The sequence below is a fragment of the Salibacterium salarium genome, assembly GCF_030813635.1.
Taxonomy (GTDB): Bacteria; Bacillota; Bacilli; order Bacillales; family Marinococcaceae; genus Salibacterium; species Salibacterium salarium.
This window is the reverse complement of record NZ_JAUSUM010000001.1, coordinates 459877-478753: the sequence shown is the minus strand read 5'-3', so window position 1 is coordinate 478753 and position 18877 is coordinate 459877. Positions and strand designations below refer to the sequence as shown.

Below are 18877 nucleotides of genomic sequence, written 5' to 3'. Positions count from 1 at the left end.
CATCCAACATATTCCTATGACAGAGCCGCTCCATTTCCGGAGTGGCTCTTTTTTATGTAAAACATAACATAGGGAGGATTTTATATGAAATTTTCTGAAATGCTGCGAAAGCAGGCAGACGACATCTTCAAAGCTTGTTACGATCATCCGTTTATCCAAGGACTGGGAAATGGAAAACTAGAGGAAGAACAGCTGATTCATTACGTAAAACAAGATTACGAGTATTTAAACGCGATGATTCAAGCAAAAGGGATTGGTCTTGCGAAGTCCAAAACCCGTGAAGATATGGAAATGTTTAATAAAAGTATCGGTTTCGTGTTAAACAGCGAGATTCACCCTCACCATAATTTATGCGACCAGGCCGGGGTTGGCTATGAAGAGTTACAAGGGTACCCACTTGCTCCTGTTGCTCAACACTACGCTAAACATATGCTGCACACGGCGTATGAAGGGAACTTAGGAGACATTATTGCTGTGACGCTTCCTTGCCCGTGGATTTATCTTTATGTTGGGCAACGCCTCGTTGAAGAATTTTCACCAGACGAATCACATCCGTTTTATGATTGGATTTCTTTTTACGGCAATCAAGAAGAACCACGAATGACTGACTATTTGAATAAACTCGATCAGCTTGCTGAAACGGCGTCAGAAGAAGATAAAAAACGGTGGCAGGATCATTTTATCGATGGGTGTCAACTTGAATATATGTTTTTTGACATGGCGTATAAAGCGGCGGACTGGCCATTTGTTGATCAAAAACAACCGGAGCATTCTTCCAAATGATAACCTCCCGTACTTTAAACTTAAGAGAGATCGTAGTGATGGCGTTTATTTCTGCCGTGTTTGGCGTCCTTTATTTACTCTGGGTGTTTTTAAATCAAGTTATTACTGGAGTATTGGGCCCCGTCGGCGGGGGTATATTGGCAGGATCATGGATTATGGCGCCGATTGTTTGTGCGCTGATTATTCAAAAACCGGGGGTAGCACTGATTGCTGAATTAATTGCAGCCGGTACAGAAGTGATGGTCGGCTCTGTGAATGCAGGGTCCGTCCTCATTCTTGGGTTCACCCAAGGTCTTGGTGCAGAAATTATTTTTGCGGTATTTCGATACCGCAGTTATAAACTTCCCGTTTTAATGCTTGCTGGTATGGCCGGCACGTTTGCCAGTTTTCTCACAATGTATGCCATGTATGGATACAGTCAGTATTCTTCCGTCGTCATTTGGGCGATGCTTGGCGTGATGCTGTTAAGCGGTATTATTTTAGGGGGATGGGGAAGTCATTATCTTACACACTCCCTCGTCCGCACCGGTGTACTCCATAATTTTGCTCTTGGCAAGGCGGAGTATCAGAAAAGAACGGAGGATTCCGCATAATGATAGACATCCAAACCACCGATGTATCTGTGCGTTACCCAATGCAAAACAATCCGTCCCTCCCACCTGTTAGCTTAGAAATAAATCAAGGCGAAAAAATCTTACTGCTCGGGGCAAGCGGGTCTGGCAAAAGTACGCTGGCCCTTGCCCTGCAGGGGTTAATCCCAAGAACGATAGATGCCGAAAAAACAGGATCGGTTGCGGTTAAAGGCATGGCTCCAGAATCTTGGTCGATAACGGACGCATGCCAGCATGTAGGCATTCTTTTTCAAGATCCAGACACCCAATTTTGTATGGTCACTGTTGAAGAAGAAATTATTTTCGGCCTTGAAAACATTGGCATTTCTGTAGACGAAATCGAGACTCGATTGGAAAATAGTCTTGCTATGACAGGCTTGACCAAACGTCGTCATGATTCTATAAATAACCTTTCTGGAGGGCTAAAACAAAAAACAGCGATTGCCTGCCTACTTGCAATTGATCCAGAAACGATGGTGCTTGATGAACCAACTGCCAACTTGGACCCACAAAGCACCGAAGACATTTTGCAATTGTGGATGGATATTGCTGAAAACAAAAATAAGACCCTCCTTTTTATCGAACACAATATTGGAAACCTTCTCCCTGACATAGACCGCGTCATTGTTTTGAGTAAAAACGGCGGGGTTATCACAGAAGGTTCTCCCCGTGAAGTGTTTCGGCATTCTTTTTCTGCACTCGAAGAAGAAGGAGTATGGATTCCAACGATTTGCCGGGAAGCTTTAAAACTAGAAGCTGAAGGAAAAATGAACTGGTCTCAACTACCACTCAGTTTGGAAGAATGGGAAACAGAATGTACAAGAATCGGTATGGAGAAATCAGACATAGACAGCACTACCGCTGAAAAATATCAAATCAGGGACGAAAAGCCTCTTATGGAAGTGAAAAATGTTTCTTTTTCCTACCGAGATCACCAAGCATTAACTAACATTCAATTTAACCTGTATGCTGGTGAATTTGTCGCTCTAGCAGGAGCTAACGGTGCTGGTAAAAGCACATTGGCAAAGCTTTTGGCTGGTATTCACGTCCCCACTACAGGATCCATTATCCGAAACGGGACACCTTCTGAAAACATGCGAACGGATGACATCATGAAACAAACCGGTTTTGTTTTTCAGAATCCAGAACATCAATTCATATGCGATACCGTAGAAGATGAACTGACATACGGATGGCGGATAGCAGGAGTAGCACAAAAAGAGTGGCAAAAAGATGTAGAAGACATGCTGGCAATGTTCCACTTAACAGATAAACGTCGCGAAAACCCATTTTCTCTCAGTCAGGGACAAAAACGTCGTTTGTCCGTGGCTACAATGTTAACGAGCAAACAGGACCTTCTTATTCTCGATGAACCGACATTCGGGCAGGATGAAGCGAACACCTCCGCCTTAATGAATATCTTGCAGAACTTACATCGAAACGGAAAAACCATACTCATGATTACTCACGACATGGAACTCATCGAACAATATGCTGAAAAGGTATTGCTGGTGGATGAAGGCGCAATAAAGTATGACGGTGCCGTCGATACTTTTTTCGAAAAAAAAGAATTATTGCATCAAGCATCCGTACAAGTACCTGTATCAAGAGAATTGAAACGTTGGCGTGAGACATTTCTAAGGCAGGAAATACTATGTTAGATGCTTTTCAAAAAAAGAATTGCTTTCTGCAAAAAGTTAACCCCGCTTTAAAGCTCGGGTCTGTGCTAGTTATTATTGCCGTCATGATCCCGATTTTTGATCCTTGGACTCCGCTTTTGTTGTTCGGAGTAACATTGGCAATGATTGTAGGATTAGGTGGGGTTTCGATTCGATTTCTGTCTCTGCTTCTGCTTCCTTTTCTGCTATTTGGTTTCAGTTTTATATGGATTCAAGTTGTATTTCCAGATGAGCGCGGAGAAACGATACTGTTCACCATTGCTAGCATGCCGGTTGCACTAGAAAATGTGTTCACCGGGGTTTCTCTTGGCATGCGTGCTCTTGTTTTCGCAAGTTGGTCACTATTATTTGTACTGACAACTGAACCGACACGTTTTATGCTGAGCTTGGTGCAGCAGTGTAAGCTTCCTCCTCGTTTCGGTTATGGCATGATGGCAGCCTACCGCTTTTTGCCTGCGTTTCAGCAAGAACTGCAACAAATCCGCACTGCCCACCGTATTCGCGGCCTTGGGGAAAAGCGTAAGCTGAAACAGTTTAAACGTTATTTTATTCCGTTGATGGCAGGGGCGATACGCAAAGCAGAGCGCACCGCGATTGCGATGGAATCGAAAGGATTTGACGGTAAACGCAGCCGTACCTTTTACCAGCGTATCCAATGGAACCGCTCGGACGCTGTATTTGCAGGAATGTTTGTTGCTTTGTTGGTCGTCCTGTTCTATGTGCGAATGGAATGGTTCATCTAAAAAAAGGATGGCGATTTTACTTGCCATCCTTTTCTGCTTTCCGAACACTTTATCTGGTTTTCAAGCCTGTGCTCGGTGTTTTTGCGCCCTTTTTTACGATTTTCGGGACAACACCATTTATTCTCGATTTGTGGAATCCGACTCATTCATGCTCACAATAGCTGGAATGAATAATGGTAAAATGACAAGGCCAAACAGCATAAGGCCTGTCACGACAACCGTTCCAACCTGCATTAGCGTGAGTACTCCGGATGGAATCATAGCGCCGAATGTACCGGACAATATAATAGCTGCGGTTATAATGACACTTCCCATTTTAACCATCGATTTCATCAAGCCTTCTCTGACACCGAGTTTCGATTCTTCCCGATACCGATCAAACAAGAAAATCGAGTAATCCACACCGAGCGCTACTAACATAACAAACGCGAAGAACGGCACCGGCCACATTATTCCCGGATAACCAAAGCCTTGCACGAAAATAAGTTCAGCCACTCCCATAGATGTGAAATAGGTCAACAGCAGACCTCCTAAAATAAATAGAGGTTGGAACAATGACCGTAACAAAATCACGAGAATGACAAACAGACCGATTAAAATAATAATGATACTGTTTATAAAATCATCGGACGAAATTTCTTTCAAATCATTGTTTGTCCCAGGAACTCCACTATACGTTATCGTATCATCTTCTAGAGACGTGCCCTCAACTTCTTGATCAACCATTTGCTCAATCCGCTCGGTCGCCTCCGTAGCTTCAATTGAATATGGATCTTCGGTTAAGCTGACCTCAATCGTCATCCCCGTCTCATCGTCAAAGGCATATTGATCGATACCATCTTGAAAATCGTCTTCCTCCAGCAACTCATCTGCTATAAACACGCCCGTTCCACGTGTATAAGAAGCCGCAGATACGGATTCTGTAAATTCTTCCGCATCTTGAAGTCCTTCTTCAATCTCCGTTAATCCATCCATTGCCTCTTGAATACCGTTCGCTAGTTCATCTAAGTTTCCTGATAGACCACTAACTTGCGATTGCTGGGCATTTATTTGTTGATTTCCTTGTTCTAAGCCTGATTGTACCTCATTCAATCCTTGCTGTACCCCAGCAAGTTGCTGGACCGCGGTTTGGATGTCTCCTGATTGCTGCAACTGCTGGGATATTCCCGCAACTTGGCTGTTAATGTCTTCTACGCCAGTTATTGCTTCATTTAAAGAACCGCCGCCTCCTGAACCTTGAACTTGGCTACTCATATCTTGTAAGCCATTTTGAACTTCTGTTAATCCGTCTTGGACGTCAGTCAATCCCTCTCTTGCGTCTGCAATTCCTGTGGACACGTCTTCCATTTGTGTATCCACATACATTTCATCAATGACAGAGCCAGTCGGACGTGTAATGCTCCGTACTTCTTCCACATCGCTCGAACGTTCGAGTTGTTCCGATAACGATTCAACGGCAGCTATTTTTTCTTTCGTTATCATGTCATCGTCTGAATCCATCACGATTTCAAGGGGGAGTGCATCTCCCATGCCAAAAGCATCTTCAATCACACGAAGCCCTTCCACTGATTTAGCCCCGGCACTAATTTCATCCGTATTGTTATACGACACATCATTATCGTACGTTAATATGAAAGGTAGCGTAATGATAGCTACAATGACAATCGAAAGAATCGGCCGATACACAGACAATCGCCCCATTGCTCCCCACAATTTATTATCACGATGAGAGGAACTTTTTTTGGACGGCCAAAACAGTTTTTCCTTTAATGTTGCCATGAAAAACGGGACAAGTGTATACAATACAATCAATAGTACGAAAATACCGACAGCCACCCCAACGGCAGACTGAAAAATCGCAAAATCGGCAAATCCGATGGCGGAAAAGCCAATAAATACTGCCAGACCGCTGTAAAATAACGTTTTTCCTGCTGTCTTATACGTGTTTATAATTGCATCTTTTAATTCATGGCCCTCCGATAACTCTTCTTTGTAACGGCTCAACAGCAAAATGCAATAATCGGTTCCAATGCCAAACAGCACAGCAACAAGGAAAATTTGCGTGTAGGTCGAAATAGGAAACCCAAACCATTCTGCTAATAAAGCGATAATTGATTGACTGAGTAAATAAGTAACTGCAACAGAAATCAATGGTACAAACGGTGTTACAATCGCCCGGAATACAACAAGCAATAAGGCGAATATGAGGACGACCGTAATACCTTCTGTCCGTTCGAGCCCCTCTTGGGTGGTTTCGTCAACGTCAGCAGTTATCATCGCGTCGCCGGTCACGTAGCGTTTCATCCCATCCGGTGCAGTTAATGTTTCCATTTTTTCTCCGACTTCTACCGCATCATCTGCGGAACCATCGATAGACACTGGCACCAGAACAACGTCTTCCTCTTCTGACACGAGTTGGTCCCTTATTTCTTCTCTCTCAAATGGGGACGTGACATCTTGAACAGCAGTCATATCATCAGATGACTCTACGTTTTCTATAAAATCCGTAATGCCCTGTTCCGTTGAATCTGTTAGCGGATCATCCAGTTCAAAAACAAGACTGATCGTTTCCGTCCCTTCTCCCGCATCTTCCATAATCTTGCTCGCTTGCTGTGAAGTCATTTCCTCGGGCAGTTGGAAACTTTCTTCCTCCTCAGCAAGCTCCGACAAGTCCGGCGACCACATAAACAACCCGACCGTTACTGCTAGCAACACAACTGCAATCGCCCAACGAAAACGCAATATCGTACGCATGGTTTCTCTCCCCCATTTTCTACTGTTGTTGTCTCAATAAATCTTTTACTTTTTGAAAAATAAAGATGAATTGATCGACTTCTTCGTCCTTAATTCCTTCCAAAACAGAGCTTAAGTATTCATTTACTTGATGGTTCGCTTCGCGGTAAGCCGCTCCCCCTTTATCAGTGAGAGCGATGTACTTTACACGCCTATCTTCTGCATCAGGCGTCACCTCTACATATTCTTTGTCTACTAATTTTTTTAAACGACTGGAGGTCGCACTCTTATGCCCTCCCTGAAATTCCGTCAATTGCTTGGAAGTGAGCGGACCGTGACGTTCTAGTAAATTAAGCATCTTAATCTGCTCCATCGAAAATTCTTTATGAAGCTCATCCTCTACTTTTCTAAACACTTCATTCTGTCCAACAACCATCACATCCGTAAATAAACGAATGGCTTCTTCCAACTTCTCATCTCTCATAAAAGTTTACCCCCTAAACCATAAAACAGTTTAACTCCTAAACTAGTTATTTGTCAAATCAAATAAACTTTTTAAAAAACTTTAGTGAATGAATTTCGTCATTCATTTTTCCGGTAGTAAAAATGAGCACTTAATGGATTCAAGTTATAAAGACAATAAATATCGATAATGTAAAAACAGAAATAATAGTAGAAAGAACAATCATTTTAGGAACTCGATCGACCAGCGTATGATATTTATCTGCCATCACATTTACAATGGCCCCCGTCGGTAATGCGGATAGAAGCATGGCAGTCATTGCCCACAAATCATTTAATTCAAAAACAAACGTGACAAGCCACCAAGTAATAATTGGTTGAATAGCTAGTTTGATACTCATAAACGTCGTATATTCTTTTATGCCGCTTATTCCGTTTTGATGCCCCGTATTACTCCAAGACAAACCTAAACCTAACGCAAATAACGCTGTTGGTCCTGCTGCCGCTCCTAATGTATCGGTGAAGACATTTATAGCTGTTGGAACCGGAATCTGCAAAACAGCAACGCTACATCCAGCAAGCAAGGACGCATTAATTGGATTCAAAAGAACTGCTTCCATAACCGGCTTCACTAACGATGCTTTTTCGTTTTTTTTGAAAAGACGATTGAGTTCAAACGACACGACTACAATAGTGATAAGAATTAAATCATATGTGAAATTTATAATAGCTGCAGGTACAGCTGCCTCTTGCCCAAAAGCTGCAATAACTAGTGGAATCCCCAGAAAACCAGTGTTTCCATAAGATGATGCCATTGCGTAAATCAAACCTTCGGAGAACGATTTTTTAAACAAAACAAGAAACACGATGATTGCTAAAACAAAACAAAGTATGAGACTCAAAACATTGACCATAATAAACGAAATAGACGTGATTTCCTGTTTTGTCGCCCCTGCCAAAGAGAAAAACAGTAATGCAGGTAGAGCAAAATAATACACATAAAAATTTAAAGCTTTTACCCCTGACTCTCGAATTAGCTCAAATTTCCCAGCTATTAAGCCACATAATATAATAGAAAATATTGGAATAATAACATCAATTATTGTCTGCATCGGCTTCATCCCCCATTCTCTCTCTATTCACAACATAATTTAACAAAATTTACTGTCTTATGTTGAACCTTGGTTACAATTTTAGTGGATAATACGTACGATGGGAGTGATAGCGGGAAGGACTAAAGGGAAAGTTTTTTCCAGATGATTAAAGTCAAGAATGTCCTCCACATATCTTCGAGAACATTTCTACTGAAAAAAGAGAGCGAAATATCTTAACCCGCCTCCACTTAAAATAAAAAGCCCCAGTCACAGGGACTGAAGCTGTTTTTCTAATGCATTTATTTTTGTATCGTGCTGACCCATTTTTCCACTTAAATACTCCATATCAATATGAGTATTTTTTAATTTATCGGCTACCACATTAAATGTTTCTCTATGGTCATCCAATTTTTTCTCTATACGCTTGAAATGACTTCTTGTTTCCGAAGCAAAATGGTCCAACTTTTCATCTATTTGATCAAATTTCGTTTCAAAGCGCTCTTGACGTTCATCTAACTGTGTTAGCTTTGTTTCAAAGCGATCCAATTTCATTTCAAATCGGTCTTGGCCTTGTTTTAATGCTTCTAAGGAGTCAAAAATAGCATTTAACTGTTTTTCCATGCTTTTTACCTCCGACTATATTTTCTTTCATTATAACATAGCTTATCCGAAGTTCGACGATATTCTCGGTAGCAAAACAAAAAGATTATTTCCAATCTCAGCCAAATCGATCTGACGGGGTTCCCTTTATATCGAGATCAATCGCAAACAAGCCACCAGCATGAGGTTCTCTTTGTAAAGCCTCAACACTTAAATTATTTCGAGCTGTTGTGATATATAATGTTTTCAAATCCGCACCGCCAAATACGCAAGAGGTGACTTGACTTGCCGGAACTTTAATTTCATCTATACATTCCCCGTTATCAGGGTTCCAACGACTGACTTTCCAGCCTCGATAGTGCGCAATCCAAATCATACCTTCACTATCTATCGTCATTCCGTCAGGACTTCCCGCATCTTCAGAAAACGTAATGATCGTGCGTCGGTTCGAAATAGCGCCACTTGTTAAATCGTAATCAAAAGCACTCACTTGACGGGTAGGTGTATCAATATAATACATCGTGTTTTTGTCGAGGTCCCAAGCTAATCCATTAGAAATCCCGATGTTATCAAGCTTCATTGAGAGCGTATAATCACTTTCCAGACAATAGAGGAACGCTTGATCTCTTTGTTTATCATAAGCCATAGTTCCAGCCCAGAAACGTCCGGCTGGATCACACTTGCCATCATTAAAGCGATTGTTTGGTATATTTTCTTCCGGATCGACAATAGCCTTCCATGTTCCCTGCTCAAAGTCAACAAAGTAAAAACCGTGTTGCATAGCAGCGATTAATTCGTTGGATTGGTGCACGACGACAGCTCCCGGGTGCTGTCCTACTGCTATGGTTTGATTTTTTTGACTTTCGGGGTGATAACAATGGATGTTTTCTCCCATAATATCTACCCAGTATAGAACATTTTTTCGATCGTCCCAGCTCGGCCCTTCTCCCAATAACGCTTTTTCATCAACGACTAAAGATGCTTCTTTGCTCATTGTTCAGCCTCCCTGAATAATATGTTCCGGTTTTTTCCCAAGAACTCCATTTATACATTGTTTCGCCGCGTCCATATACATAGCGTGTCTAGTTTCATGGGTAGCAGTTCCTATATGAGGCAGCGTTACGACATTATCCATAGACAATAGCGGATTTTTTGAATCTACTGGTTCTTTTTCAAACACGTCAAGTCCTGCTGCAGCAATATCTCCCTGACGCAAGGCTTCTATTAAATCATCTTCCACCACTACAGCACCACGTCCGCCATTCAGGAAAACAGCAGACTGTTTCATTTTACGAAACGCTCCGGCATCTATCATGTGGTACGTTGATTCTGTTAAAGGTGTCATTACCATGACGAAATCAGATGTTTCCAGCAATTCGTCGATTTCTTCAACAAAAGATGCTCCTGTTACAGCCTCTGCTTCAGGCTTTCGTGTACGATTGTAGTACACAACATCCATGTGAAAAGCGACACTAGCTCGGCGGGCGATTTCTTCGCCGATTCGCCCCATTCCAATGATACCCAGCGTTTTATGATGAACGTTTGTACCAAAAAAGGCTGGAGTCATAGGTTTGTTCCATTGTCCTTCTTTCACTAATCTATTCAACTCTGGCATTCGTCTGGCAGTAGCAATCATTAGACCTATCATCGTATCTGCCATCGTATCAATTAGTACAGTCGGTGTATGAGTAGCTATTATACCGCGCTTTGTTATCGCTTCCATATCAAGGTTATCATATCCCACCGACACATTACTGATAATTTTCAAATGAGGAGCGTGACGCAGTAATTCTTCATCTACTTTTAAACCCGCTCCATATAAACCATCTGCCTCTTTTAAGTAACGGTAAAACATATCTTTTTGTTTTTTTGGACGAGCCATCCAAACTTCACTATGTTCTTTCATTAAGTCTAATACATCGTTTGGAGGCTCTACATAAGATAGTATAATAGAAATAGCGGATTCCCCTTCCTCCATACTGTTCTTAAATTTTACCATAGATCAGACGGGTTGTTAGGCATAAACCGCCCTATTTTTTCCGGACGTTTTCGCTTTATACATTGCTTCATCCGCCATTTTCAGTATCTCTTTAGGGGATTGTTCGTAATCATAGCAACTCGCCACTCCAATAGAAGCTGTAATATTAAGCTTCTCACTCGTCGTAGTTACAATATAATCGTCTTTAATCCGTTGTCGTATCGATTCTGCCAACAACGGCACAGACAACCGATTGTCATTTTCTAAAATAACAACAAATTCTTCTCCACCATATCGGTAAACCGAACCTTGTTCCCGGATAGATTCTTTCATTCGACCGGCCGCTTCCACAAGTATTTCATCCCCGGTTTGATGACCTTTTTCATCATTAAATGTTTTAAAATTATCGATATCAATCAACATTAATGTGAACGGATGACGTTTAAACGCTAAGTATTCCAAGTGTTGATCCAGTTCACGTCGGTTATAAACTCCTGTCAATCCATCGATACGAGCCCGTTCTTCATATAATTTATTCATTAGATGATATTGTTGAACTAAGTGCACCATATAATGAAACAGAAATGCTGTTGCGAGAGAAGCAATACTATAAAAAATCCCTTCACTCCACACCCATCCCCCGTCTAACAGGAAATAAATAATAACGACATTTTGAAGAGTATAAATCGTCGTCACTGTCATAAAAGAAGCAAATGTCTTTCGAATCATAATGGATGCACCTATTATCAAAGTAACCATGACAAGTATATCGAGAGTTCCGACAAGAGAGCTCATATAAGGACTATAAAAAAGAAGCCTCCCAGCAGCTGCAACCATTGCAGCAGGCAGGCTCACCCAGGGCGAATAATATAGAGCAACATAAGTGAGAGGAATATGAAAAAAGGAAATCAGAAATTGTTCCGAGAGTTCATAAGCGTTTATCATCAGTAATATACAAGTTGCTCCCACCATGATTCCTAACAGAACCCGGCGTGTTTTATACAAGGACTGCTGGTGCAAAATAGATATATTCAAAACATATGTAATGACCACCGAAAACGTAAATAAAAGACTAAAGTTTACAATAAAGCTATTAACCATCTATATCCCTACTTCATTGACTATTATCATGTTGACATTGAATCATGTAGGAATGATAATACACATCTTTACACCTGTAAATATTTCAGCTTTGGAAAATATCCTTTTTACGGGGAAAACAGAATAACATAAGAAAAGCGCAAGCGCCCTGGGTAGTGGAAGTCACCACGTCCTGAAGCAATGCCGCACTGTTGTCGGTCCGATGCTTCCCTTTTCGAGACAGTTCTTCCCCTGAAATGTCACGAAAGATAAGGAATCAAGACATATCATTCCGATTTTCGTTACGTTTTGTCCTAGATTGGTCGTATTCGGGACACAACGTTCTTCATCTACCTTTTAAAATCTCATTACGGACATTTTCGGATATTCTCAACATTCATTTGTCCTAAGAAAACGGAATCTGGTAACCATAGATTCCGTCCTTTGTGGAGTCAGCCGTCTTCCACTCCGCGCAAAATATATACATTGAAAAAACCTGCGCGGTATAAGGCGCAAGTTTTTATAAAGTCGTCAAACCGTTTATAAACGCAATCGTCTCGATTGCTATCATTTCCTTATCGTTATCAAGCGGTGCTACATGGTAACTATCATGCATTCGAATTAGTCTTTTATTTTCCGACGCCAGATGATTATAAATATATTCACTGTTAGAAGGGGGGACAACGTGGTCTACATCTGACACAAAAATACGTGTCGGTACGTGAATAGTAGGAAGCTTTTCTCGTTGCTCTTTCATTAATTTTTGTATTTGCGAAAGAGATTGTACAGGTGTTTTTTCATAGGTGATTTCGTATACATCTTCCTGTTTTATATCCGGGATTTCCGTCTCCACAAACTGAACATCCGGTACCGCATCTGGATGCATAGCTGGAACATCTATCGCAGCGTTAATTAAAATAATTCCTTTAACGGAAGGAAATTGTTCCGCTACATGTAGTGTCAATGTCCCCCCCATAGAGAAGCCTACAATATAAATATTACGACACGTTTCCTTTAAAAAGTGATACCCTTCTTCTACCGTATTGCACCATTCCATATAGGAGGTCTGTTCTAAATCTTCATAATGGGTTCCATGTCCAGCAAGGCGCGGACCAAATACAGTGAATCCCGCCTGATGAAAAGTCTCTCCCAAAGGGCGCATACTTTGAGGAGTTCCCGTAAAACCGTGGATAACCAAGACTCCCGTCTCATTCCCTTCAAAATAGAAAGATTCTGCCCCTTCTATTACCGGGTAATTCTCCTCCATCTTTACTCCCTCCCATAACTGGTATAATACTACTTTCCCCACAGGATAGCGCAAAACCTTCCTTTTGTCATGAAAAAACTACTAATTCTTTCACCAGATATGGAATATAGACATATGTTGGACTACATTTATTAATCCGAGAAAGAAGAGGGAATAAAAATTAAGAACGAGCATTATCTTCTATTTCTTTCACCCTTTCAACTGGAATATGCCAGCCGTGGTCTTCTTTCACAGAACGTACCAGCATCGCGCCAAATGTAATAGCGGCACCGATTCCAATAACAATAATAGGAGGAATCCATGGATTTTCCATCACTAGCATTATCATTCCAAAGCCCCACCAGAAGAGACCAAACCCAATCAGAAACGGTAAAATGGAAGGACTTGGCATATGAATGTCATCAAGTGTTGTAGCAGGTTTCATTTTCCCTTCGCCATGAACTTTTTCATAAAACCAAGGATCAAGCGCACGAACTTGCGGAACTTGAGCAAAGTTGTATTCCGGTACGGGTGACGGAATCGACCACTCCAGTGTACGGGCATCCCACGGGTCACCGGTTGTTATTCGTTCTCCTTTAAAAGCAGAGTAGACTATATTTACGACGAGAACAATAATTGCTATCGTCATTAAAAAAGTTCCCATCGTCGAGATAAAGTTATAATTTTCGATGGCTCCGCCTTCCATGTAAGTAAAATGGCGTCGAGGCATACCAATGATACCTAAAATGTGCTGGACAAAGAACGTTAAATGAAAACCGATATACATTAACCAGAACATCCATATTCCCAACGTTTCATTCAACTTATGTCCAAACATTTTTGGATACCAGTAATACAACGCTGCAAGAAGTCCTAAAACAATACCGCCGATGATTATATAGTGAAAATGTGCCACAACAAAATAAGTGTCATGATATAACGTATCAACCGGGGCCATAGCCACCATAACCCCTGTTACACCACCAAGTACAAATGTCGGGACAAAGGAAGAGGCACAAAGCATTGCCGTACTGAATGTGATTTTCCCACCCCACATCGTAAACAGCCAATTAAAAATTTTAATTCCTGTCGGTATCGCAATCGCCATCGATGATAGGGCAAAAACAGAGTTTGAAATCGGACCTAGTCCTACGGTAAACATATGATGGGCCCAAACCATAAACCCTAGAAACGCGATAACCAAGGTTGCAAACACCATGGCAGTATAGCCAAATAATCGTTTTTTCGAAAAAGCAGGAATCACTTCAGAAATGAACCCGAATGCCGGTAAAACGAGAATATAAACTTCCGGGTGACCAAAAACCCAAAAAATATGCTGCCAAATGATTGGATTTCCGCCAGAATCCGGAATAAAAAATTGTCCACCAAATAAACGATCCAACATCAATAACGCTAACCCTGCCGCAAGAGGGGTGAACGCAAATACAATCAGGACAGAGGTGATAAGCGTCGTCCAACAAAATAATGTCATTCGCATCATTGTCATGCCCGGAGCGCGCATATTGATAATCGTAACAATAAAGTTGATTCCTGATACAAGCGTTCCTATTCCGCTCACTTGCAACCCAAGCACATAAAAATCCATGCCCATCGGTCCATATTCTGCAGTCGATAGGGGAGCATATGCCGTCCATCCGCTATCTGGTCCTCCACCAAAAAACCAACTGATACTAACAAGGAGGCCCCCAAAAAAGAATATCCAAAAAGCAAGGGCATTTAAGAAAGGAAAAGCTACATCCCGTGCCCCTATTTGGAGTGGTATGATGTAATTCATAAAAGCAAAAAGCAGGGGCGTAATCGCTAGAAAAAGCATAATAGTCCCGTGCATCGTCAAAAGCTCATTGTAAGTCTGACCCGTTAGAAAGGTGTTATCAGGATACATGAGTTGAATCCGCATGAAAAGCGCCATGACCCCTGCTTTAATAAAAAATATAGTTCCTGCTATTAAGTACAGTATCGCAATTTTCTTATGATCGACTGTCGTCAGCCAATCCCATAATACACTTTTTTCCTGTTTCGGTTTTGGTTCCATTGCTATTTCTGCCATCTTTTTCAACCTCCCGCCCTCATTGTTTCCAGAGTCCAATGAAGTTATACGAAAAGGTGACATGATGTGACAAATATCTCTCATTGAATTACAACAACGCAGTTTGCGCTAGCAGTGACTAAATTTGGCAGATAATAAACACTAACTACATCTTAAGAAAAACAGAAGGTAACTTGGAATCAGGTGGCTTTTCTTATAAAAAAAGCGGGTTGCATCGGACGCAACCCACTCTCCTCATCATTATGTTTCTTTTATCGTTAGAAGTTTCACAGAATGCGGAAACAATTCTTCTTTTATTTTATCGTAAAACCTTTGTGCTTGGTTTTTACATTCAAACATGATTTCGGGCGAGTTCGAATACTTCGTATAAGATTCAAGTCCAATTTCATTGCCTTCCTGGTCAACTGCCACAATCATATATTTTTCATTTTCATCATTCATAAAAAGCACTACCTTTACTCATTACTTGTATCACAATTAATATATTGGTTAATAAACGTTTCAATCTCAGAACTTTCGGTCGAACCTTCGTATTTATCTTTCAATTCTTGTCCTTCCATCACATAAAGAGAAGGATATCCTGTAACATCTAAATAATCAACCATGTCCTTTTTTCCAGATGAAACAATTTTAATATCTATATCATCATTACTGCAATTATTACTTTTCTTCAATAATGCTCTATAGTAAGGCTTTTCCTCAGAAATATTGTCCTCATCGGAAAATAAAAGCATCGATGTCTCTGCATCAAGGTCCTGTATCATAGCAGGTGTTCCTTGTGTAGTGCAGGCAGTAAGCGGAAGCATGAGAAAAAACGTCATTGCTGTGTTCCGCACTGTTGTATATGCCATGTTCAGTTCTCCTTTTCTATTAACCCTGTTCTTATCTACCCGCAAAGTATAGCTAATATGATTATACCTGTTATTCTCCTATATAAAACTTCATTATGTTATAAAACAAAATTTGAATCTTTCGGCCTGTTTTTATTACATTATCGTTTATAAGACATTACAAGAGGGAAATAGAATCATGATACTTTCCTATATTTTTTGAAAAGGAGGATTCCAATGAACTATACCATTTCACGTCATTCCGCTTACTGCAATACAGTGAACCGGTATATTAATTATGAATTCTCAATATATGTAGCCAATGGAAACATTGAATTCTCTGCTACTTGCACTGGGATTGATAATAAGTGTATGGGATGTCCAGTCTTAACGTACAATGAAAAATACCCTCCGCAATCAAAAGATCGGTTACCTGCGCGTTGAGGCCAACCGATCTTTTATTATTATAATAAGCATATATTTAGGGGCTTCCCTGTTTCACACAAACACACAGCCCTCAAGGATTCTTCTCGAAATTTCACGGCATGTAAGGCGCTTTTTGTACCTCTTATTCATGTGTTGTTAAACTGCAATCATCAGAGGAAAATTCAGTTTCTATTGTAATATGTTCGAGAGGATAACGCTGCAAAGCTTCTTTAATAGCCGTTTTCACCTTCATTATTTCTTCTTTACTAATATCTTCACATAACACCACATGTGTAGAAAGTACGTGCTGTTCACCATCAAGCGACCAAATATGAGTATGATGTGTTTCTTCCACGTTCTCAATCTGTTGAATGCTTTGTTCTACTTTCATAGCATCCATTTCTTCGGGCACACCGTCAAGAAAGATAAATAACGTCTTTTTTAAGTTTTTCAGTACATTAAACAAAATATAGACGGTAATTAATACAGAAAGTAGTGGATCTAGAATTGCAAAATCCCAAAACACCATAACAACACTGACGATAAATACAGCAACCCAACCTAAAACATCCTCCAATAAATGCCAAGATACTACTTTTTCATTCATGGTTTTGCCCGATTTTAATTTCAAAACAGCTGCGCCGTTCACGGCTATCCCCAACAACGACATCGCAAGCATCCCGCCGGCATGAGGAGATTCGGGATTCCAAAGTCTTGGTACAGCTTCTGATAATACAAACAGCGATCCTGCAATTAACACAAGGCTATTGATTAGGGCACCAAGTAAAGAAAATCGCTTGTAACCAAAAGTAAACGTGTCATTACTTTTTTGCTCCGACTTTTTTTGTAAAAACCAAGACGTACCAAGCGACAGCGAGTCTCCAAGGTCATGAATCGCATCTGAAATAATAGCTACACTATTTGTTAGAATACCACCGATTAATTCAATGATTGTAAAACCGAAATTTAAGAAAAAAGCTGTCTTAATATTTCCATGACTGTGATGATGATGGTGGTGATCGTGACTCATCGTTTGTCTTCCTCCAATGGCCTAATTTGTATTGTCCCGCACCGTTAACTCATGTTGGTGATCACTCGCTAATGTCACAATATCCTTAATATGACTATCATCGAGCGAATAATACACCAACTTTCCTTCCTTCCGATACTTAGCGAGACCCAATTTACGGAGATAGCGCAGGTGGTGAGAGGTGGAAGCAATGGACGCTCCAAGAATATTAGATGTGTCACAAACGCAAAGTTCTCCTTCTGTTGCAAGAGCCAGCATAATCTTCATCCGGTTTTTATCGGCCAATCCTTTAAACATAGTGGCCATACGGTCCACTTCTCGATCATCTATCGTTTCTTGCAATCGTCTAACTTTTTCTTCATCGACACAGGTGACTTCACAAACGTCTCCTATTAGGTCTTTGGGCTCTGCCAACGTAACCCCTCCTTTACATCTACCTTTATTATACTATATTCAAGTGATCTTTTGAATGTTTGTTCCGGAAAAAATGGTTAACGTTGTGCCATCGCTTCATTTAATTTTTTCATTTCGAAATAAAAATATAGATAGAAACTGATCCAAATGACTAGGTACAATATGAGAAAAAGCCCTATTTCAATGAAAAATCCAAGAATAGTAAAGGGAATCCAGCCTATGACAAAAGAAAGCATGAAATAAAGAAATGTGACAGTAAAAAAGTGAATGACCGTTCGTTTCACTAAACTCCATTGTTCTTTTACAAAAATCAGTCCACTCACGCTAAAAAACCAACCGCAAAACATGTATGCCACACCATTTTTGACAAAAATATCACTATCAAGCGTCTCTGCTCCTCCCAAGCCTATTATTCCAAAACAAGTCATCACCATAACAAATGCACCAAAACAAATACCGACAAAGCTGTGAAATAAAAATGATTTCATTATTTATTTTCTTCCTTTCCATTGGATTTTTTCTTTAATCGCACGAACGTAATGCCTCGAAACATACTCTTTCTCTCCTGTTCGAAAATACACACAGAGCGATCCGCTAAAGGAAGCTTCAAACTGTTTTAATTCATCGAGATTTGCAATAGAAGATTTGGACAATCGAACAAATCGATCAGCTGGCAGCTCTTCTTCCAGTTCGTATAACCTTTCTTTCATCTGAAACGTTCCCTGCTTAGTTTTTGCCATCACGGTCTTATTTTCAGCATAAAAATAAATCAATTCATCCGCCCGAAAAATGTGGCGTTCTTCTCCTTTGGTCCCCACAAAATAAGAACGTTCCCGTTCTTTCAAGCGATCCAGTATCTGATACACCTCGTCGTCCCAAGCTTTTGAACGAATGAGTACCTCCAACTTTTCAATCTCCTCATCAATCTCTACATTTATTTTCATCCGCGCCCCCTCCTTATCGTTGTTATGATTAAGTATAAATAATAAAATCCTTGGCAGGCTAGGTTTTTCTGACAAGTGGTACAAAAACACCGATGAAATGGTTCAATTTTTCTCCAAAATGATTAATAAGGCTTCGTTACCGGGTAAAGACTAAAA

Annotated in this window: 20 protein-coding genes; 5 read left to right on the top strand and 15 right to left on the bottom strand. The window is 40.6% G+C overall.

The features are described 5' to 3' along the window. The first annotated feature begins 84 nt into the window (after positions 1–84). Genes tenA through J2S78_RS02220 form a run of 4 tightly spaced genes read left to right on the top strand, consistent with a single transcriptional unit; the run spans position 85 to position 3816 of the window. Positions 85–783, top strand: a complete 699-nt coding sequence (gene tenA / locus J2S78_RS02235; protein ID WP_306895822.1) for a thiaminase II — start codon at positions 85–87, stop codon at positions 781–783. Then, positions 780–1376: an ECF transporter S component gene (locus tag J2S78_RS02230; protein ID WP_306895820.1), complete on the top strand. Its 597-nt coding sequence runs from the start codon at positions 780–782 to the stop codon at positions 1374–1376. Before tenA ends, J2S78_RS02230 begins: the two co-directional genes overlap by 4 nt. Next, positions 1376–3055, top strand: coding sequence for an ABC transporter ATP-binding protein (locus tag J2S78_RS02225; protein WP_306895818.1), 1680 nt, complete (start codon positions 1376–1378; stop codon positions 3053–3055). Before J2S78_RS02230 ends, J2S78_RS02225 begins: the two co-directional genes overlap by 1 nt. Next, positions 3049–3816 (top strand): energy-coupling factor transporter transmembrane component T family protein, encoded by a 768-nt coding sequence (locus J2S78_RS02220; protein ID WP_306895816.1) that lies wholly within the window; start codon positions 3049–3051, stop codon positions 3814–3816. The genes J2S78_RS02225 and J2S78_RS02220 overlap by 7 nt, the downstream gene beginning before the upstream one ends. 117 nt (positions 3817–3933) lie before the next feature. On the opposite strand, the gene J2S78_RS02215 is transcribed toward J2S78_RS02220, so the two are convergent. The 11 genes from J2S78_RS02215 to J2S78_RS02165 all read right to left on the bottom strand — a co-directional run bounded on the left by J2S78_RS02215 (position 3934) and on the right by J2S78_RS02165 (position 15928). Continuing rightward, on the bottom strand, positions 3934–6570 hold the full coding sequence (locus J2S78_RS02215; RefSeq protein ID WP_306895814.1) for an MMPL family transporter: 2637 nt from the start codon (positions 6568–6570) through the stop codon (positions 3934–3936). A 19-nt stretch (positions 6571–6589) separates the two neighbouring features. Then, positions 6590–7033 carry a MarR family winged helix-turn-helix transcriptional regulator gene (locus J2S78_RS02210; protein WP_125553739.1) on the bottom strand — a complete coding sequence of 148 codons (444 nt, stop codon included), beginning with the start codon at positions 7031–7033 and terminating at the stop codon, positions 6590–6592. 139 nt (positions 7034–7172) lie between these two features. Then, a complete protein-coding gene (locus tag J2S78_RS02205; RefSeq protein WP_306895808.1) occupies positions 7173–8123 on the bottom strand; it encodes an AEC family transporter in 951 nt (316 codons plus the stop codon). Positions 8124–8372: 249 nt separating this feature from the next. Then, positions 8373–8726 carry a hypothetical protein gene (locus J2S78_RS02200; RefSeq protein ID WP_306895806.1) on the bottom strand — a complete coding sequence of 118 codons (354 nt, stop codon included), beginning with the start codon at positions 8724–8726 and terminating at the stop codon, positions 8373–8375. 97 nt (positions 8727–8823) lie between these two features. Beyond that, positions 8824–9699: an SMP-30/gluconolactonase/LRE family protein gene (locus tag J2S78_RS02195; RefSeq protein ID WP_306895804.1), complete on the bottom strand. Its 876-nt coding sequence runs from the start codon at positions 9697–9699 to the stop codon at positions 8824–8826. Positions 9700–9702: 3 nt separating this feature from the next. Further along, positions 9703–10704 (bottom strand): 2-hydroxyacid dehydrogenase, encoded by a 1002-nt coding sequence (locus J2S78_RS02190; RefSeq protein WP_306895802.1) that lies wholly within the window; start codon positions 10702–10704, stop codon positions 9703–9705. 15 nt (positions 10705–10719) lie between these two features. Further along, a complete protein-coding gene (locus J2S78_RS02185; RefSeq protein ID WP_306895800.1) occupies positions 10720–11784 on the bottom strand; it encodes a GGDEF domain-containing protein in 1065 nt (354 codons plus the stop codon). Positions 11785–12283: 499 nt separating this feature from the next. Further along, the gene (locus J2S78_RS02180) at positions 12284–13030 is read right to left on the bottom strand and encodes an alpha/beta hydrolase (protein WP_306895798.1); all 747 of its coding nucleotides are present in this window, start codon (positions 13028–13030) and stop codon (positions 12284–12286) included. Positions 13031–13190: 160 nt separating this feature from the next. Next, entirely contained in the window at positions 13191–15077 is a 1887-nt protein-coding gene (ctaD, locus tag J2S78_RS02175) for a cytochrome c oxidase subunit I (RefSeq protein ID WP_306895796.1), read from the bottom strand. Between the two features lie 240 nt (positions 15078–15317). Beyond that, positions 15318–15518 (bottom strand): hypothetical protein, encoded by a 201-nt coding sequence (locus tag J2S78_RS02170; protein WP_306895794.1) that lies wholly within the window; start codon positions 15516–15518, stop codon positions 15318–15320. Positions 15519–15532: 14 nt separating this feature from the next. Continuing rightward, positions 15533–15928, bottom strand: coding sequence for a hypothetical protein (locus J2S78_RS02165; RefSeq protein ID WP_306895792.1), 396 nt, complete (start codon positions 15926–15928; stop codon positions 15533–15535). A gap of 216 nt (positions 15929–16144) precedes the next feature. Here J2S78_RS02165 and J2S78_RS02160 point away from each other — a divergent pair, with 216 nt between their 5' ends. Then, complete coding sequence (locus J2S78_RS02160) at positions 16145–16351, top strand: hypothetical protein (protein ID WP_306895790.1); 207 nt, start codon at positions 16145–16147, stop codon at positions 16349–16351. Positions 16352–16475: 124 nt separating this feature from the next. Here the strand turns inward: J2S78_RS02160 and J2S78_RS02155 are convergent, their stop codons facing one another. From J2S78_RS02155 to J2S78_RS02140, 4 genes are all read right to left on the bottom strand, one after another. After that, entirely contained in the window at positions 16476–17363 is an 888-nt protein-coding gene (locus J2S78_RS02155; RefSeq protein ID WP_306895787.1) for a cation diffusion facilitator family transporter, read from the bottom strand. A 21-nt stretch (positions 17364–17384) separates the two neighbouring features. After that, positions 17385–17777 carry an ArsR/SmtB family transcription factor gene (locus J2S78_RS02150; protein WP_306895785.1) on the bottom strand — a complete coding sequence of 131 codons (393 nt, stop codon included), beginning with the start codon at positions 17775–17777 and terminating at the stop codon, positions 17385–17387. 77 nt (positions 17778–17854) lie between these two features. Then, positions 17855–18265 (bottom strand): DUF3021 domain-containing protein, encoded by a 411-nt coding sequence (locus J2S78_RS02145; RefSeq protein ID WP_306895783.1) that lies wholly within the window; start codon positions 18263–18265, stop codon positions 17855–17857. 3 nt (positions 18266–18268) lie between these two features. Beyond that, the gene (locus J2S78_RS02140) at positions 18269–18721 is read right to left on the bottom strand and encodes a LytTR family DNA-binding domain-containing protein (protein WP_306895780.1); all 453 of its coding nucleotides are present in this window, start codon (positions 18719–18721) and stop codon (positions 18269–18271) included. Positions 18722–18877: the final 156 nt, after the last annotated feature.

Excerpts from the sequence above, each read along its gene's own strand:
- J2S78_RS02140 (WP_306895780.1), bottom strand. The coding sequence starts at position 18,721 with ATGAAAATAAATGTAGAGATTGATGAGGAGATTGAAAAGTTGGAGGTA.
- J2S78_RS02145 (WP_306895783.1), bottom strand. The coding sequence starts at position 18,265 with ATGAAATCATTTTTATTTCACAGCTTTGTCGGTATTTGTTTTGGTGCA.
- J2S78_RS02165 (WP_306895792.1), bottom strand. The coding sequence starts at position 15,928 with ATGGCATATACAACAGTGCGGAACACAGCAATGACGTTTTTTCTCATG.
- J2S78_RS02205 (WP_306895808.1), bottom strand. The coding sequence starts at position 8,123 with ATGCAGACAATAATTGATGTTATTATTCCAATATTTTCTATTATATTA.
- J2S78_RS02170 (WP_306895794.1), bottom strand. The coding sequence starts at position 15,518 with ATGAATGATGAAAATGAAAAATATATGATTGTGGCAGTTGACCAGGAA.
- J2S78_RS02180 (WP_306895798.1), bottom strand. The coding sequence starts at position 13,030 with ATGGAGGAGAATTACCCGGTAATAGAAGGGGCAGAATCTTTCTATTTT.
- J2S78_RS02190 (WP_306895802.1), bottom strand. The coding sequence starts at position 10,704 with ATGGTAAAATTTAAGAACAGTATGGAGGAAGGGGAATCCGCTATTTCT.
- J2S78_RS02225 (WP_306895818.1), top strand. The coding sequence starts at position 1,376 with ATGATAGACATCCAAACCACCGATGTATCTGTGCGTTACCCAATGCAA.
- J2S78_RS02160 (WP_306895790.1), top strand. The coding sequence starts at position 16,145 with ATGAACTATACCATTTCACGTCATTCCGCTTACTGCAATACAGTGAAC.
- J2S78_RS02200 (WP_306895806.1), bottom strand. The coding sequence starts at position 8,726 with ATGGAAAAACAGTTAAATGCTATTTTTGACTCCTTAGAAGCATTAAAA.
- J2S78_RS02195 (WP_306895804.1), bottom strand. The coding sequence starts at position 9,699 with ATGAGCAAAGAAGCATCTTTAGTCGTTGATGAAAAAGCGTTATTGGGA.
- J2S78_RS02220 (WP_306895816.1), top strand. The coding sequence starts at position 3,049 with ATGTTAGATGCTTTTCAAAAAAAGAATTGCTTTCTGCAAAAAGTTAAC.
- J2S78_RS02230 (WP_306895820.1), top strand. The coding sequence starts at position 780 with ATGATAACCTCCCGTACTTTAAACTTAAGAGAGATCGTAGTGATGGCG.
- J2S78_RS02210 (WP_125553739.1), bottom strand. The coding sequence starts at position 7,033 with ATGAGAGATGAGAAGTTGGAAGAAGCCATTCGTTTATTTACGGATGTG.
- J2S78_RS02155 (WP_306895787.1), bottom strand. The coding sequence starts at position 17,363 with ATGAGTCACGATCACCACCATCATCATCACAGTCATGGAAATATTAAG.
- tenA (WP_306895822.1), top strand. The coding sequence starts at position 85 with ATGAAATTTTCTGAAATGCTGCGAAAGCAGGCAGACGACATCTTCAAA.
- ctaD (WP_306895796.1), bottom strand. The coding sequence starts at position 15,077 with ATGGCAGAAATAGCAATGGAACCAAAACCGAAACAGGAAAAAAGTGTA.
- J2S78_RS02215 (WP_306895814.1), bottom strand. The coding sequence starts at position 6,570 with ATGCGTACGATATTGCGTTTTCGTTGGGCGATTGCAGTTGTGTTGCTA.
- J2S78_RS02185 (WP_306895800.1), bottom strand. The coding sequence starts at position 11,784 with ATGGTTAATAGCTTTATTGTAAACTTTAGTCTTTTATTTACGTTTTCG.